This window comes from Oleisolibacter albus, from assembly GCF_003336875.1.
Classification (GTDB): Bacteria; Pseudomonadota; Alphaproteobacteria; order Azospirillales; family Azospirillaceae; genus Niveispirillum; species Niveispirillum album.
Genome location: NZ_QGNJ01000011.1, coordinates 1 through 15250, shown reverse-complemented (window position 1 = coordinate 15250; position 15250 = coordinate 1). Strand labels below are relative to the sequence as shown.

11 protein-coding genes are annotated in these 15250 nt (G+C 67.5%); 6 read left to right on the top strand and 5 right to left on the bottom strand.

The genetic code is table 11. The annotated features are described in order from the left end of the window. The first annotated feature begins 10 nt into the window (after positions 1-10). The 4 genes from DK368_RS14955 (at position 11) to DK368_RS14940 (ending at position 3151) form a co-directional block, all read left to right on the top strand. On the top strand, positions 11-733 hold the full coding sequence (locus tag DK368_RS14955; protein WP_114394778.1) for a DUF484 family protein: 723 nt from the start codon (positions 11-13) through the stop codon (positions 731-733). After that, on the top strand, positions 730-1683 hold the full coding sequence (locus tag DK368_RS14950) for a tyrosine recombinase XerC (RefSeq protein WP_114394777.1): 954 nt from the start codon (positions 730-732) through the stop codon (positions 1681-1683). The genes DK368_RS14955 and DK368_RS14950 overlap by 4 nt, the downstream gene beginning before the upstream one ends. Before the next feature lie 114 nt (positions 1684-1797). After that, complete coding sequence (locus tag DK368_RS14945; RefSeq protein WP_114394776.1) at positions 1798-2088, top strand: DUF4282 domain-containing protein; 291 nt, start codon at positions 1798-1800, stop codon at positions 2086-2088. Positions 2089-2170: 82 nt separating this feature from the next. Continuing rightward, on the top strand, positions 2171-3151 hold the full coding sequence (locus DK368_RS14940) for a magnesium transporter CorA family protein (protein ID WP_114394775.1): 981 nt from the start codon (positions 2171-2173) through the stop codon (positions 3149-3151). A gap of 78 nt (positions 3152-3229) precedes the next feature. On the opposite strand, the gene lpdA is transcribed toward DK368_RS14940, so the two are convergent. Beyond that, positions 3230-4639 carry a dihydrolipoyl dehydrogenase gene (lpdA, locus tag DK368_RS14935; RefSeq protein ID WP_114394774.1) on the bottom strand — a complete coding sequence of 470 codons (1410 nt, stop codon included), beginning with the start codon at positions 4637-4639 and terminating at the stop codon, positions 3230-3232. Between the two features lie 307 nt (positions 4640-4946). On the opposite strand from lpdA, the gene DK368_RS14930 reads away from it, so the two are divergent. Further along, a complete protein-coding gene (locus DK368_RS14930; RefSeq protein WP_114394773.1) occupies positions 4947-6398 on the top strand; it encodes a methyl-accepting chemotaxis protein in 1452 nt (483 codons plus the stop codon). A 70-nt stretch (positions 6399-6468) separates the two neighbouring features. Here the strand turns inward: DK368_RS14930 and DK368_RS14925 are convergent, their stop codons facing one another. From DK368_RS14925 to DK368_RS14910, 4 genes are all read right to left on the bottom strand, one after another. Beyond that, the gene (locus tag DK368_RS14925; protein WP_114394772.1) at positions 6469-6672 is read right to left on the bottom strand and encodes a hypothetical protein; all 204 of its coding nucleotides are present in this window, start codon (positions 6670-6672) and stop codon (positions 6469-6471) included. 71 nt (positions 6673-6743) lie between these two features. Beyond that, positions 6744-7895 carry a PepSY-associated TM helix domain-containing protein gene (locus tag DK368_RS14920; RefSeq protein WP_114394771.1) on the bottom strand — a complete coding sequence of 384 codons (1152 nt, stop codon included), beginning with the start codon at positions 7893-7895 and terminating at the stop codon, positions 6744-6746. Between the two features lie 194 nt (positions 7896-8089). Beyond that, on the bottom strand, positions 8090-9316 hold the full coding sequence (gene odhB / locus DK368_RS14915) for a 2-oxoglutarate dehydrogenase complex dihydrolipoyllysine-residue succinyltransferase (protein WP_114394770.1): 1227 nt from the start codon (positions 9314-9316) through the stop codon (positions 8090-8092). A 49-nt stretch (positions 9317-9365) separates the two neighbouring features. Next, positions 9366-12314: a 2-oxoglutarate dehydrogenase E1 component gene (locus DK368_RS14910; RefSeq protein WP_114394769.1), complete on the bottom strand. Its 2949-nt coding sequence runs from the start codon at positions 12312-12314 to the stop codon at positions 9366-9368. A gap of 426 nt (positions 12315-12740) precedes the next feature. On the opposite strand from DK368_RS14910, the gene DK368_RS14905 reads away from it, so the two are divergent. Further along, complete coding sequence (locus DK368_RS14905) at positions 12741-15068, top strand: patatin-like phospholipase family protein (protein WP_162306046.1); 2328 nt, start codon at positions 12741-12743, stop codon at positions 15066-15068. Positions 15069-15250 lie beyond the last annotated feature (182 nt).

Below are 15250 nucleotides of genomic sequence, written 5' to 3'. Positions count from 1 at the left end.
GATTGACGGCATGATCCGCGAGTCCGGCCAGACCACCAGCCCCCTGGACGATGCGCTGACGGCGGAGGATGTGGCCGCCTTTTTACGCGACCACCCGGATTTCCTGGTTCATCACCCCGAGCTGATCCCCCATCTGGTGCCGCCCGCTGTCGATCGCGGCCAGGGCGTGATCGATATGCAGGCCTTCCTGCTGGAGCGGCTGCGCGGGGAGGTCGGACGCCTTTCCGACCAGCAGCGCGAACTGATCGCCACCACCCGCGCCAACATCAACAACCAGAACCGTGTCCATGCCGCCGCCCTGTTCCTGCTGGACAGCGGCAGCCTGGCCCAGCTGATCCAGGCCATCGGCACCGATCTGGCCGTGCTGCTGGATCTGGACGTGGCCGCCCTGGCGGTGGAGAGCGTGCCGGAAACGGTGACCCCCATCGACCGCGCAAGGCTGCGCCTGCTGGAATCGGGGGGCGTCGCCCGTCTGCTGGGCCGGCGCCATGTGCTGCTGCGCAGCGACATCCAGGGCGGAACAGACCTGTACGGCCTGGAGACGGTGCGGTCCGACGCGCTGGTGCGCCTGACCCTGCAGCCGGAGGCACCACCGGCCCTGCTGGCGCTGGGCAGCCGCGAACCGGACATGTTCCATCCCGGCCAGGCCACCGAGCTGCTGCAGTTCCTGGCCCATGTGGTCGAGCGCTGCCTGCGCTGCTGGCTGGTGGCCCGGGACGGCCCGCCGCCATGACCAAGCCAGCCGCCGCCTTGGGCTTTTCCTGCGCCGCCGACCTCGATGAGACCATCGGGCGCTGGCAGCGCTGGCTGGCCACGGAGAAAGGCTGCGCGCCGCTGACCCTGCGCAGCTACACCACCGATCTGGCCCAGTTCCTGGCCTTCATCACCGATTACCGCGGCCGGCGGCCCTCGCTGAACGACCTGGGAGCGCTGACCCTGGCCGATTTCCGCGCCTGGCTGTCGCACCGCGCCGGCGACGGCGCCACCGCCGCCACCCGCGCCCGCGGCATCGCCGGGGTGCGCAACCTGTTCCGCTGGCTGGACCGGGCCGGAATCGTCCACAACCCGGCCATCGGCACCCTGACCGCCCCCAAAGTCAAACGCCCGGCCCCGCGCCCCCTGGCCGTGCCCGACGCCACCAGCCTGCTGGACGAAGCGGCCCTGGTGCCGGAGGCACGCTGGGTGGGGTTGCGCAACCGCGCCCTGTTCACCCTGCTCTATGGCTGCGGCCTACGCATTTCCGAAGCGCTGGCCCTAAACCGGGCCGACCTGCCGGCCGGGGCGGCGACGGTGCGTGTACTGGGCAAGGGATCGAAGCAGCGGCAAGTGCCGGTGCTGCCTGCCGTCCATTCGGCGCTTTCGGCCTATCTCGACGCCTGTCCCCATGTCACCGGGCCGGACGGGCCGATCTTCGTCGGAGTCCGTGGCGACCGGTTGAATGCCGCCGTGACCCGCAAAGCCATGCAGACCCTGCGCGGCCTGTTGGGCTTGCCCGACAGCGCCACCCCCCATGCCCTGCGCCACAGCTTCGCCACCCACCTGCTGGGCAGCGGCGCCGACCTGCGCGCCATCCAGGACCTGCTGGGCCATGCCAGCCTGTCCACCACCCAGCGCTACACCGATGTGGACGCCGAAACCATGCTGGCGGTCTATGACAAAGCCCATCCCCGTGCGCGGCGGTAAGCGGATACCGCAAATGCGGAGTCCGCGGTGGACGGATGCTGCACTGCGGCGATTGGCATTGCGGAGTGATCCTGGCAGGATGAACCCTCAACAATTTCGGGGGGACATATCCGAATGTTTGGATTTACTTTCAAGGACCTCTTCCGCTTCGACAAGATGATCGCGGCGGCGCTGATCAAGCTGATCTACTGGATCGGGCTGGTGCTGGGCACGCTGGGGGCCATCGGCAGCTTCTTCGCCGCCTTCACCGGCTATGGCGGCGGGCTGGGGCAGGCGCTGGCCGTGCTGGTCGGCTGGGCGGTCGGCGTGCTGTTCTGGCGGCTGGTCTGCGAGGCCTGGATCGTGCTGTTCGGCATCTATGAACGGCTGGGCGAGGTAAAGGCCGTTCTCAGCCAGGGCCGGTGACACCCGGACACCCCGGGGCGTTTCATCCGGGCGATTTCATGCCCGGTCGTGCGAACGGCCGGGCACCTGACCAGGGACCGGAATGCTGACCTTCCATGCTTTGGCCCAGGGCTGTCTGGTGCCGGTACAGTCCACCATCATTGGACCGGATGTGCTGTGGGTCGATCTGCACAATCCCACGCCGGACGAGGAGACGCTGCTGGAGCAGCAGATCCATCTGGATGTGCCGACGCGGGCCGAGATGCGCGATATCGAGGCGTCGTCGCGCCTCTATGTGGAACGCGGCATGCTGATGATGACCGCGGACCTGGTGGCCAATGCCACCGGCCCCGACCCGCAGATCGAGCCGGTGACCTTCATCATCACACCGCAACGCCTGATCACAGTGCGTTATTGCGAGTTGCGGTCCTTCGCCCTGTTCCTGCAAGGGTGCAGCCGCCAGCCCATCCCGCGGCCGGATCCCTGGGCGGTGCTGCTGGGCCTGCTGGAGACGGTGGTGGAACGGCTGGCCGAGTCGCTGGAGCGGGTGGGCGATGATCTCAATGACTTGACCCGCCGCATCTTCCGCAAGCGCGGCAACCACATCGCCAGCGCGGCCCAGCCGCGGGCCGACCTGTCGCTGATGCTGGAACGCATCGGCCAGCACCATGATGTCGTGTCCAAGGTGCGCGCCAGCCTCCTGACCCTGTCGCGGCTGGCCGGCTTCGTGCTTCAGCGGCGCGAGGCTCAGCGGCTGACGGCGGAAACGGTCGCCCGCCTGGAAGCGCTGAAGGTGGATCTGGCCTCGCTGTCGGAACATGACGGCGTGCTGTCGGCCAAGGTGGACTTCATGCTGGACGCCACGCTGGGTCTGATCAATGTCGAGCAGAACGGCATCATCAAGATCTTCTCGGTGATGTCCGTGATCTTCATGCCGCCGACCATGGTTGCCAGCATCTACGGCATGAATTTCGAGTGGATGCCCGAACTGAAATGGCCCTGGGGCTATCCGGCGGCGCTGCTGGTGATGCTGGCGGCCGCCGTCCTGCCCTACCTGTACTTCAAATGGCGGCGCTGGCTGTAGGGGGCGCCGGACAAGGGGGGGGTGACCGGAGGGAACCCCGATCGACCCCGATTCCCCGTCCCGATCCGGGCAGCCCGATCAGATATGGATCGGGCGGCCGTCCACGGCCAGGCAGGCCTCCTTGATGGCCTCGGTCAGGGTCGGGTGGGCGTGGCTGGTACGGGCCACATCCTCGCTGCTGGCGCCGAACTCGATGGCCAGCCCCAGTTCCTCGATCATGTCGCCGGCATTGGCGCCGATGATATGCGCGCCCAGCAGCTTGTCGGTCTTGGCATCGGCCAGGACCTTGACGAAGCCCTCGGTCACCTGCATGGCACGGGCGCGGCCGTTGGCGGTGAAGGGGAACTTGCCGACCTTGTAGGCGATGCCGGCTTCCTTCAGCTGCTCCTCGGTCTTGCCGACGCTGGCGATCTCCGGCCAAGTGTAGACCACGCCGGGGATGGCGTCATAGTTGATGTGGCCGGACTGACCCGCCATGACCTCGGCGGCCACCACGCCCTCCTCCTCGGCCTTATGGGCCAGCATCGGGCCGGCGATGACGTCGCCGATGGCCCAGATGCCCGGGACGTTGGTGCGGAAATGATGATCGGTGACGACACGGCCGCGGTTGTCCAGGGCCACGCCCACCGTGTCCAGCCCCAGCCCCGCCGTATAGGGGCGGCGGCCGATGGCCACCAGCACGATGTCGGCCTCCAGCGTCTCGGCAGACCCGCCCTTGGCCGGCTCCACCGTCAAGGTCACCGTCTCACCCTTTACGGTGGCGCTGGTGACCTTGGTGCCCAGCTTGAAGGCCAGCCCCTGCTTGCCCAGGATACGCTGGGACTGCTTGGAGACCTCGGCATCCATGCCCGGAAGGATGCGGTCCAGGAACTCGACCACGGTGACCTGGGCGCCCAGACGCTGCCAGACCGAGCCCAGTTCCAGCCCAATGACGCCGCCGCCGATGACGACCAGACGGCCCGGCACCTTGTCCAGGTCAAGCGCCCCAGTGGAGCTGACGATCTTCTTCTCGTCGATGGCCACGCCCGGCAGCGGCATGACATCAGAGCCGGTGGCGATGAGGATGTTCTTGGTGGTGACGGTCTCGGCCGAGCCATCCTCCTTGGTGACCTTCACCACGCCGGCAGCCTCGATGCTGCCCTTGCCGATGAAGCGCGTGACCTTGTTCTTCTTGAACAGGAATTCGACGCCGCCGACATTGGCGGCCACCACGCCGTCCTTGTGCTTCATCATGGTCGGCAGGTCCAACTCGACGCCGGCGACCTTCACGCCAAAGGACGCCAGGCTGTGCTTGGCCTCCTCATACTTCTCCGACGCCGTCAGCAGCGCCTTGGACGGGATGCAGCCGATATTGAGGCAGGTGCCGCCCAGGGTCTTCCGCATCTCCACGCAGGCCGTGCGCAGGCCCAGCTGGGCCGCGCGGATGGCGGCCACATAACCGCCGGGACCGCTGCCGATGACGACGAGGTCGAATTGGGTGTCAGCCATGGAAAAACCGTCCGTGTGGATGTGGCCGGAAAGGCCGGGAAAGGATAAGTGCGACTTTATGACAAGGGGGCGTGCCCATGTCCACATACCGCCCCTGGTTGCCTGCCGTGGTCATAGGTCATGGCTGTCCGCCCGGCCGGGACCGGGAGTCACCCGACGGAGCTCCCCTCCCTACCAATGGCTATCTATCCGCCTGATCGGAATGAGGGGAGATTAATCGATAAGCAACGACACAAATGCTAAGGGTCGCCGGCGCAGACGTGCCGATTCGATCACAGGCACGGGTCCGTTCAGGGGGAATGACATCATGGCGGATGGGTCCTTTACCGTTCCGGGTCTGGGGCCGAAGCCGGCGCCGGGGGCCAGCACGGGATCCGGGGCACAGGCCGTCACGGCCGTGGCCGAACTGGCGCAGGAGGTGGGCAGCCTGGGCGTCGCCATCGCCGACGTGGCCGGCCATGTGGACGATGTCAGCGGCCGCATCAGCGCCCAGGCCATGGTTTTCGATGCCTTGCGCCGCGATGCCGCCGGCATGACCCGCGGGACCGGCCATGTGGCCGAGGCGGTTCAGGCGGCCCGCGCCGCCACGGCCAGCGCCCGCACCGAGGTCCAGGACAGCCGCGAGCAGGTCGACCGGGCCCTGGGCGACATCCGCGCCCTGACCGAGGATGTGAGCGGCATCGAAGGCCAGTTGGGCGGGCTGACAGCGGCGCTGAACCGGGTCGGCAAGGTGGCGCACGAGATCAACACCATCGCCAAACAGACCAACCTGCTGGCGCTGAACGCCACCATCGAGGCCGCCCGCGCCGGAGCGGCGGGCAAGGGCTTCGCGGTGGTGGCGCAGGAGGTCAAGGCCCTGGCCAACCAGACGGCCCGCGCCACCGAGGAGATCGACGCCACCCTGCGCGATCTGACGGAGCAGGTGAAATCGCTGGCCAGCCGCGGTGCCGCCAGTGTGGCCAAGGCCGCTTCCGTTCGCGCCGACACCAACCGGCTGGGTCAGGTGATGCAGACCATGGCCGTGGCCATGGGCGAGGTGGATACGCAACAGGACCGCATCGACAGCGCCACCCGCAGCATCGGCAGCACCATCCAGGCGGTGGAGCAACGCATCATGGACATGGCGGCGGGCGTCAGCCAGTCCAGCGGCAGCCTCAATCAGGCGCGCGACCGGCTGAACGGGCTGCTGGCCGCCAGCGAACGGCTGATCGGCCACACGGCGAAGCTGGATGTGGACACGGTGGACACACCCTTCATCCGCGCCGCCTGCGACACGGCCGCCCGCATCGGTGCCGCCTTCGAGCAAGCGCTGGCCGAGGGCCGCATCAGCCAGGCCGACCTGTTCGACAGCGAATACCGGCCCGTGGCCGGCAGCGACCCGGCCCAGGTGCTGACGCGCTTCACCACCCTGAGCGATACGCTGCTGCCGCCGCTGCAGGAGCCGGTGCTGGCCCTGTCGGACCGGGTGGTGTTCTGCGCAGCCGTTGACCGCAACGGCTATCTGCCGACGCATAACCGCAAGTTCAGCCAGCCACAGCGGCCCGGCGACTCCGCCTGGAACGCCGTCAACAGCCGCAACCGCCGCCTGTTCAACGACCGCGTCGGGCTGGCGGCCGGGCGCAACACCCAGCCCTTCCTGCTGCAGGCCTACCGCCGCGACATGGGCAACGGCAACTACGCCCTGATGAAGGACGTCTCGGCCCCCATCCTGGTGCAAGGGCGCCATTGGGGCGGACTGCGTATCGCCTACAGGGTGTGAGCTGGAGCAACGTAGGTGGTAGGGATAGGCGTAGCGCCCACCCGCGACTACCGCTCCGTTTCCCCACCCGTCAGCAGCGTCGCAGAAGCAGGGCCCAGCCGATGACGGCAACCGGGACCAGCAGGGCGGCCCAGGACACCAGATCGAGCAGCCCGTTGCCCAGCAGGGCGGCGACCAGTCCCACCAGCGTGACGGCTGCGATCAGCGCCGGCATGGCGAAGATGGTGCGCAGTCCGGCCGGCCGGGACAGGGAGTTGGGCCGGCCAGCCGGCATACGGCGGGCAGCCGTTCGGCCGGCCGGCCGGGCGGCTCTTTGAGCGATCTGTTGGGCGGGCGGGCGCATGCTCATCGGCCGCCCCCCGCCGTCAGCGGTGCGCCGCCGGCTTCCAGTTCCAGCACACGCCGGTTCAGGCTGGTGCGCCGACGGCCGAGCCAGAGATAGACACCGCTGCCCAGGATGACGATGGTGACGGCATCCAGCACGGCCCAGAGGATCTTCAGCGGCAGCCCGCCATAGTCGCCGAAATGCAAGGGCTGCGAAAGGCGCAGCGCCGTCATGTACCAGGGCATATGGACCACGGCCGTCAAGGCACCGGTCCGGGCATCGACCAGGGCCGGGGTATGCAGTTGCTCCGTGAGCGGCGTCGCCCCCTTCAGCCAGACGGCGTAATGGTGGTTGCTGCTAAAGAGTACGCCGGGAAAAGCCACGAATTGCGGCCGGTTGCCCGGTGCGGCGGCCAGGGCCGTATCGATGGCGGCCTGGACCGAGGAGAGCGTTGCCGGCACCGGCTCGCCGGCATAGGGCGCCGTCAGGTCCGCCAGCGCATAGCCGCGCCAGTGATCGACCAGCGGTGTCGCCAGGGTGTTGATGACCCCGGTCAGTCCGACCACCGTCGCCCACATCAGGGTGACGATGCCCAGCATATTGTGGAGGTCCAGCCATTTCAGCCGGGGACTGCGCGAGGCGCGCACAGTCCCGAAGGGCACCTTGCGCATAAAAGGCGCATAGACCACCACGCCGGAAAGCAGTGACAGCACGAACAGGACGCCCATGAAGCCCAGGAACAGCTCGCCCGGCAGGCCGGCGAACATGTCCTTGTGCAGGCGCAGGATGATCTCCATCACCCCGCCCTCATGCGCCGGAACCGGCTTGGCTGTGCGCAGATCCATGGGTTGGAAATGCATCTGGTCGGCAGTGGCCGTGACCCGGGGGCCGGAGGTGAGATTCACCACCGGGCGGTCTTCGTCGAAGCTGAGATAGAGCGGCACATCGCCGCGGCGCAGGGCAAGGGCCGCCGCCACCGTCTCGTCCAGCGACTTCATCGGCGTGCCATCCGGCACCGCGGGCAGGGCCTGCTCCCCTTCCAGCAGCTGGTCGATCTCATCATGGAAGATCAGGGGCAGGCCGGTCAGGCACAGCAGCAGCAGGAACAGGGTGCAGATCAGGCTGGTCCATTTATGGACGAGGTACCAGGCCTTGATGGTGCGTTGCTGCATGGTCGCCGTTCCCGATCATGGTGCGCCCGCCCTGGCCCCCGTCAATAGTCAGCCGGGCACAAAACTGCAAGTCATTATCATCAGCACATGCATGCAATTGCATGCCGGATGGGCAGACAATGGCGGCGCGACGACATAAAAAAAGCCCCGCCGGTCGCCCGGCGGGGCTTCGGACCCGGAACGGGCCGGACCGATCAGGCCTCGAGCAGGATGCGCTCGGGGTTCTCGATGCATTCCTTCACGCGCACCAGGAAGGTCACGGCCTCGCGGCCGTCGATGATGCGGTGGTCATAGGACAGGGCCAGATACATCATCGGCCGCACCTCGACCTTGCCATTGACCACCACGGCACGGTCCATGGTCTTGTGCATGCCCAGGATGCCGGACTGCGGCGTGTTCAGGATCGGCGTCGACATCAGCGAACCGTAGACGCCGCCGTTGGAGATGGTGAAGGTGCCGCCCGACAGCTCGTCCAGGGACAGCTTGCCGTCGCGGGCCTTCTTGCCCAGCTCGCCGATCTTCTTCTCCACACCAGCGAAGGACAGCTCGTCGGCGTCGCGCACCACCGGCACCACCAGACCCTGCGGCGTGCCGACGGCGACGCCGATGTCATAGTAGTTCTTGTAGACCAGATCGGTGCCGTCGATCTCGGCATTGACGGCCGGGATCTCCTTCAGGGCCACGATGCAGGCCTTCACGAAGAAGGACATGAAGCCCAGCTTCACGCCGTGGCGCTTCTCGAAGCTGTCCTTCAGCTGGTTGCGCATGGCGATCACGTTCGTCATGTCCACCTCGTTGAAGGTGGTCAGCATGGCGGCCGTGCTCTGCGCTTCCTTCAGGCGCTCGGCGATGCGCTGGCGCAGCCGGGTCATGCGCACCCGTTCCTCGCGGTCGGCGCGGGCGCGCGGACCGGTGGCGACGGGGGCAGGACGCGGTGCCGGGGCGGCCGGCTTCGGCTGCTCCAGATGCTGGATCACGTCACCCTTGGTCACGCGCCCGTCCTTGCCGGTGCCGGCGATGGCGGCGGTGTCGACCTTGTTGTCCTCGGCCAGCTTGCGGGCCGCGGGCATGACGCCGGCACCAGCAGAAGGGGCACCAGCGGCGGCGGGCGCCGCAACCGCGGGAGCGGCCGGAGCAGCAGCGGGAGCCGGAGCGGCGGCCGGCTTGGCTGCCGGGGCGCCGGCGCCCTCGGCGATGCTGCCCAGCAGCGCGCCGATGGTGACGTTGGCACCTTCGTCCGCGACGATCTCCGCCAGCGTGCCGGCGGCGGTGGCGTTGACCTCCAGCGTGACCTTGTCGGTCTCCAGCTCCACCAACGGCTCGTCAACCTGAACCGCCTCGCCCACCTTCTTGAGCCACCGGGCGACGGTTGCTTCCGTCACCGACTCGCCCAGGGCGGGCACCTTGATTTCAGTCGCCATGACTTCGGGCCTTCGTGTTTGTCGTTTCCGTGAGAATTCCGAACGCGGCTCAGACCGTCAGCGCATCGTCCAGGAGCTTGGCCTGCTCCTGGTTGTGGCGCTTCAGCAGGCCGGTGGCCGGGGCAGCCGAGGCAGCGCGGCCCACATAGACCGGGCGTCCGGCCTTGTGGCTGATACCGGTCAGCACCTTTTCGATGCGGCGGTCGACAAAGAACCAGTAACCCTGGTTCTCCGGCTCCTCCTGGCACCAGACCACGTCGGCGTTGGGGTACTTGCCCAATTCGGTCGCCAGCGTATTAGCCGGGAAGGGATAGAGCTGCTCCAGCCGGACGATGGCGATGTCCTTGATGCCGCGGCTCTCGCGCTCCTGCAGCAGGTCGTAATAGACCTTGCCGGTGCAGAGCACGACACGGCGCACCTTCTCGCCCGCCACCATGTCGGCGGCGGTTTCGCCGATGACGCGGTGGAAGCTCTCGCCGGGACCGAAATCCTTCAGGTCGCTGACGCAGAGCTTGTGGCGCAGCAGAGACTTCGGCGTGGCCAGGATCAGCGGCTTGCGGAAGTCGCGGCGGATCTGACGGCGCAGCGCGTGGAAGTAGTTGGCCGGGGTGGTGACGTTGCAGACCTGCCAGTTGTCCTCGGCCGACAGCTGCAGGAACCGCTCGACACGGCAGGAACTGTGCTCCGGCCCCTGGCCTTCCATGCCGTGCGGCAGCAGCAGCACCAGACCGGACATGCGCAGCCACTTCGACTCGGCCGAACTGATGAACTGGTCGATGATGACCTGGGCACCGTTGGCGAAGTCGCCGAACTGCGCCTCCCACAGCACCAGCGCATGGGGCTCGGCCAGGGAGAAGCCGTACTCGAAGCCCAGCACCGCCGCCTCGGACAGCGGGCTGTCATGCACCTCGAAGGTGGCCTGACCGTCCTTGATGTGGTTCAGCGGGACATATTTGTCCTCGGTCGTCTGGTCCACCAGCACGCAATGGCGCTGGGAGAAGGTGCCGCGGCCCACATCCTGGCCCGACAGGCGGACGGGGGTCCCCTCCAGCAGCAGGGTGCCGAAGGCCAGCGCCTCGCCGGTGGCCCAGTCAATGCCGGTACCGGCCTCGATCACGGCCTCGTGCTTGGCCTTGAGCTGGCGGGCGATCTTGTTGTTCAGGTCGAAGCCGGCCGGCACCGTGGAGATGGCCTGGCCCACCTGCTTCAGCACGTCCGTCTCCACCGCGGTACGGCCGCGGCGGTCATCGTCGCTGGCGGTGGTCAGACCCTGCCACTTGCCTTCCAGCCAATCGGCCTTGTTGGGCTTGAAGCTGGTGGCGGCCTGGAACTCGGCCTCCATCTGCTCATGGAAGCTCTTGGCCATGGCGTCCGCCTCATCGGCGGTCAGCACACCCTCGCCGACCAGCTGCTGGGCATAAAGCTCACGCGTGGTCGTCTGCTTGCGGATGGCCTTGTACATCACCGGCTGGGTGAATGCCGGCTCATCGCTTTCATTGTGGCCCTGGCGGCGGTAGCAAACCACGTCCACCACCACATCCTTCAGGAAGGTCTGGCGGAATTCGGTGGCGATGCGGCTGACATGGATGACAGCCTCGGGATCATCGCCGTTGACGTGGAAGATCGGGGACTGGATCGACTTGGCCACTTCCGTCGGGTACGGGCCGGACCGGCTGTACTGCGGCGCCGTGGTGAAGCCGATCTGGTTGTTGATGATGAAGTGGATGATGCCGCCGGTGCGGTAGCCCTTCAGCTCGGACAGCAGCAGCGTCTCCGGCACCAGCCCCTGGCCGGCGAAGGCGGCGTCGCCGTGCAGCAGAATGCCCAGAACCTGATAACGGCTTTCGTCCGACGGCGGCACCTGGCCGGAGACCTGGCACTGCTTGGCACGCACACGGCCGCAGACCACCGGGTTCACCACTTCCAGGTGCGACGGGTTCGGCGACAGCGACAGATGGATGGTGTTGCCGTCGAAGTCCCGGTCACTGGACGTGCCCATATGGTACTTCACGTCGCCGGAACCCTGCACATCCTCGGGATTGGCCGGGTTGCCCTGGAACTCCGAGAAGATGGCCTTGAACGGCTTGCCCAGCACATTGGCCAGCACGTTCAGGCGGCCGCGGTGGGCCATGCCCAGCACGATCTCCTTCAGACCCAGCTGACCGCCACGCTTCAGCACCTGCTCGATGGCGGGGACCAGGATCTCACCGCCCTCCAGGCCGAAGCGCTTGGTGCCGGTGTATTTGAGCTGCAGGAACTTCTCGAAGCCTTCGGCGGCGGTCAGGCGCTGCAGGATTGCCTTCTTGCCGTTGGTCGTGAAGTCCGTCTGGTTGCGGATGCCCTCGATGCGCTCCTGGATCCACCTCTTCTGCTCGGGATCCTGGATGTGCATGAACTCCACGCCGATGGAGCCGCAATAGGTCTTCTGCACCGCATCGACGATCTGGCGGAGCGTCGCCGTCTCCATCCCCAGCACATTGTCGATGAAGATCGGGCGGTCGAGATCGGCGTCGGTGAAGCCGTAGGAGCGGTAATCCAGCTCGGGATGCTCGGCCCGCTTCTCCAGATGCAGCGGATCCAGCTTGGCCTGCAGATGGCCGCGCACCCGGTACGCGCGGATCAGCATCAGCGCGCGGATGCTGTCCAGCTGTGCCTGGCGCACCTGCTCGGGCGTGATGCCGGATGCGGCCGTCTTGTCGCCCTTGCCCGCGTCGGCCTTGCCGGCGCCCTTGCCCTTATCGCCGCCCTTGGCGGGCTGAGCGGCGTCGGGATCGGCGGCGCCGATGACCTTGGCGTCGGACTTGGCCCAACTGGCGCCCTGGAGCTCGGCCAGGATCTCCCGCCCGTCATCGCCCAGTTCGGCGAAGAAGCTCTGCCAGCCGGCGTCCACCGATGCGGGGTCCTGCTGGTAGCGGGCGTACAGTTCGGCGATGAAGGTCCCGTTCGTTCCGAACAGGAAGGAATACCGCTCAGACGGTGCTTGGTCGTAGGGAGCCATGGGATGTCCGGTCGGAACGCCCGCCGCAGGACGCGGACAGGCTATGGGCAAGGGCTTGCAAAACCACGTCGGTTTTACTTGAGCGTCCCCGGTGCTTCAATATGCAGCAGCGCGGAGGCAGCCTCCCGCGGCAAGCGCAGGTAGACAGCAGCCCACAGAAGCTGTAAAGCGCCGGATGGCCCGCTGGTACAGATAATGCGTGCGGGTTAATATTCCAGGAAATTCCCGATCGTCTCCGGTGGCCGAAGCGTTTCCGGCGCCGACCCCGCCCAAAGACTGCCCCGCAGGGGCGGTGCCCGGCCAGCCATGCGCATGCCCGGCAGCGCCTGCTTGATCCGATTGAGGGAAAATCAAAAAGATTTACGCGCGCAGCGATTTTGCCGGTGCTATCCTCGCCACCCGTCACAGGGGAACAGGGAGGAAGGCATGACGCGGATGTGGACGCAGGTGGGGGCTGTCTGGGGTGTCCTGGTAACAGTGCGGTTCTCCCTGGTCTTCACCTTGCTGTTCCTGGTCGTGATGCTTGGCGCCGGGCAGGCGCGTGACCTGCTGTGGTTGGTCGGAGAGCAGGGCTGGTCCTGGCATGGGGCACCGTCGTTACTACTGGCAGCCCTGTTCTACGCCGTCAATGCTTGGTACTGGGCCCGCATCGCCGTCTATGCCCGCAATGCACCCTCCGAAAGATTGACGCCGGTCGCCCGTTGGCTGGAACGCCACCTCCCCCGACTCCTGGGCAGCCTGCCTCTGGTCGCCCTGGCCTGGAGCCTGTGGTCCGCGGTGGAGCGCAGCAATGCCGACATGGCCCCGCGGACAGTGGCGCAATTGCACCAACTGGCATGGGTTGCCCTGGCTCTGGCCATCCTCTTCTATGGCTTCACTCTGCTGCGCCGCCACCTGCTGGTCGGAGACTGGCAGGCGGAACGCAACCATACCATACGGCTGGAACGGGCCGCCGCGATAGCCGAGGCGGCACCTCAGCCGGGTGCGGCTGTCTCCACCGCCTATTCGGCCACATGGGGCCGCGGCTCCGTCGATGCCGGCCAAGATCCCAGGCCGGTTGCCCGTGCCTTGCCCTTTCGGGCCCTGCCACCGCTGACCCGGGTCCTGATCCGGGCTTTCCTGCCGGCTTTCGTCGGCGTCGTGCTGTTGACGGTGTTGTTGCCGGCCGGATTCGGCCGATTTTGGGGAACGGCTCCGCTGTTTCTGGTCTGGGGTGGCGGTTTCGTCGGCGTCGGCAGCGCGCTGTCCTATTTCAGCAGCCGGACCGGCGTCCCCTTCATCCTCTGGAGCCTGTGCCTGGCCCTGGTCTTCGGCGCGCTGGGCTGGAACGCCGACCACCAGCTGCGTCTGGCGGAAGTCCAGGGCGATGTGCCGGCCCCGGCTGTGGAGGGATTCGCGCGCTGGTTCGGTGCCCGCGCCGACGAGATTGCGGCCCGCGGGGCCGACGATCCCTATCCCGTGGTCATCGTCGCCTCGGCCGGCGGCGGCATCCGTGCCGCTTACTGGACCAGCTACAGCCTGGCGCGGCTGACCGATGCCAATCCTGCCCTGGCCCGCCATGTGCTGGGTCTGTCCGGCGTGTCCGGCGGCAGCGTCGGCATCGGCGCCTATGCCGCCAGCCTGATGCTGGACGGGGACCGCACCACCGATCCTGCACAGACGGCGCCGGCGCAGGTGCCGTCCTCGCACACGGCGCGCGTGCTGGACTATTACCGGGCCGAGTTCCTGTCGCCGCTGCTGACCGGCTTCCTGATCCCCGATCTGGCCCAGCGCTTCCTGCCGGTGGCGGTGCGGGTCGGCGGAACGCCGCTGCTGGACCGCGCCCGCGGTTTCGAAATCGGTCTGGCCCGCAGCCCCGGTGCCATCGCCGGCCCCTTCGACCAGCCCGTGGCCCGGCTCTATGCCGACGGGGCCACCACGTTGCCCTATCTGTTCTTCAACACCACCCAGGTCCAGAGCGGCCGCCATGCCGTCATTGCGCCGCTGCGCCTGGACCCGGCCCTGTTTCCCGGCATCGTCGATCTGTCCTGCCTGACGCCGCGGCTGCGTATGGCCACCGCCGCCCACACCAGCGCCCGTTTCCCCTATCTCAGCCCGGCAGGCGAGGTGGAGTGGCAGATGGCGGCGGACTGCCCGTCACCGCCGCCGGAGGGATTCGACTGGCTCTATGTGGATGGCGGCTATTACGACAATTCCGGCACGCTGACGGCGCTGGGCATCGCCCGCACAGCCCTGGCCGCCTATGCCGCCGCCGGCCGCGCCAATCCGGCGCTGACTCCGGAGAAGATCCGCCTGGTCTTCCTCTATGTGGCCAATGACCCGGAGATGACGCCGCTGCCGCCGGCAGTGGCCCGGACCCCGGTCGGGCCGGCAGCGGGCGCGGCGCCGGCCACGCCCCCCTCCACGGCATTGCAGGATTTGACGGCTCCCATCACCACCATCCTGTCGGTGCGCAGCACCCTGGGGCAGGAGGAGCTGATCGGCTTCAAGCGCCGGGTCGATGGCCGCACCGTGCTGGACGAGGCACCCTTGACCCACCCCATGCAATTCCTGATGCTGCGCCTGCCGGCCAGCGTGCCGGACGTGCCGTTGGGCTGGGTGCTGTCGGACCTGTCGAAGCGGGAGATCCGCGACAGCCTGGACCGCTGCCCCGGTGCCGGCCTGCCCAACGATGTGGCCGCGGCGGAAACGGCCGGCATCACGCCGGCGGCGGAAACCTGCGCCGCATGGTCCGCCCTCTCGCGGCTAAGGTGATGGGGCCACTAGAGCAGTTTCCGAGCGACAGGAATCGTGAGGGATTCCCATGGGGCTGATTTTGTGATTCATGCTGCTGGCTGGGTATGGAGGCCAGCCTGCATGGGTCTTGGGCTTTCGATGGATCTGCGCCGTCGGGTGGTTGCGGCGGTGCTGGACGAGGGAATGAGTTGCCGGGGCGC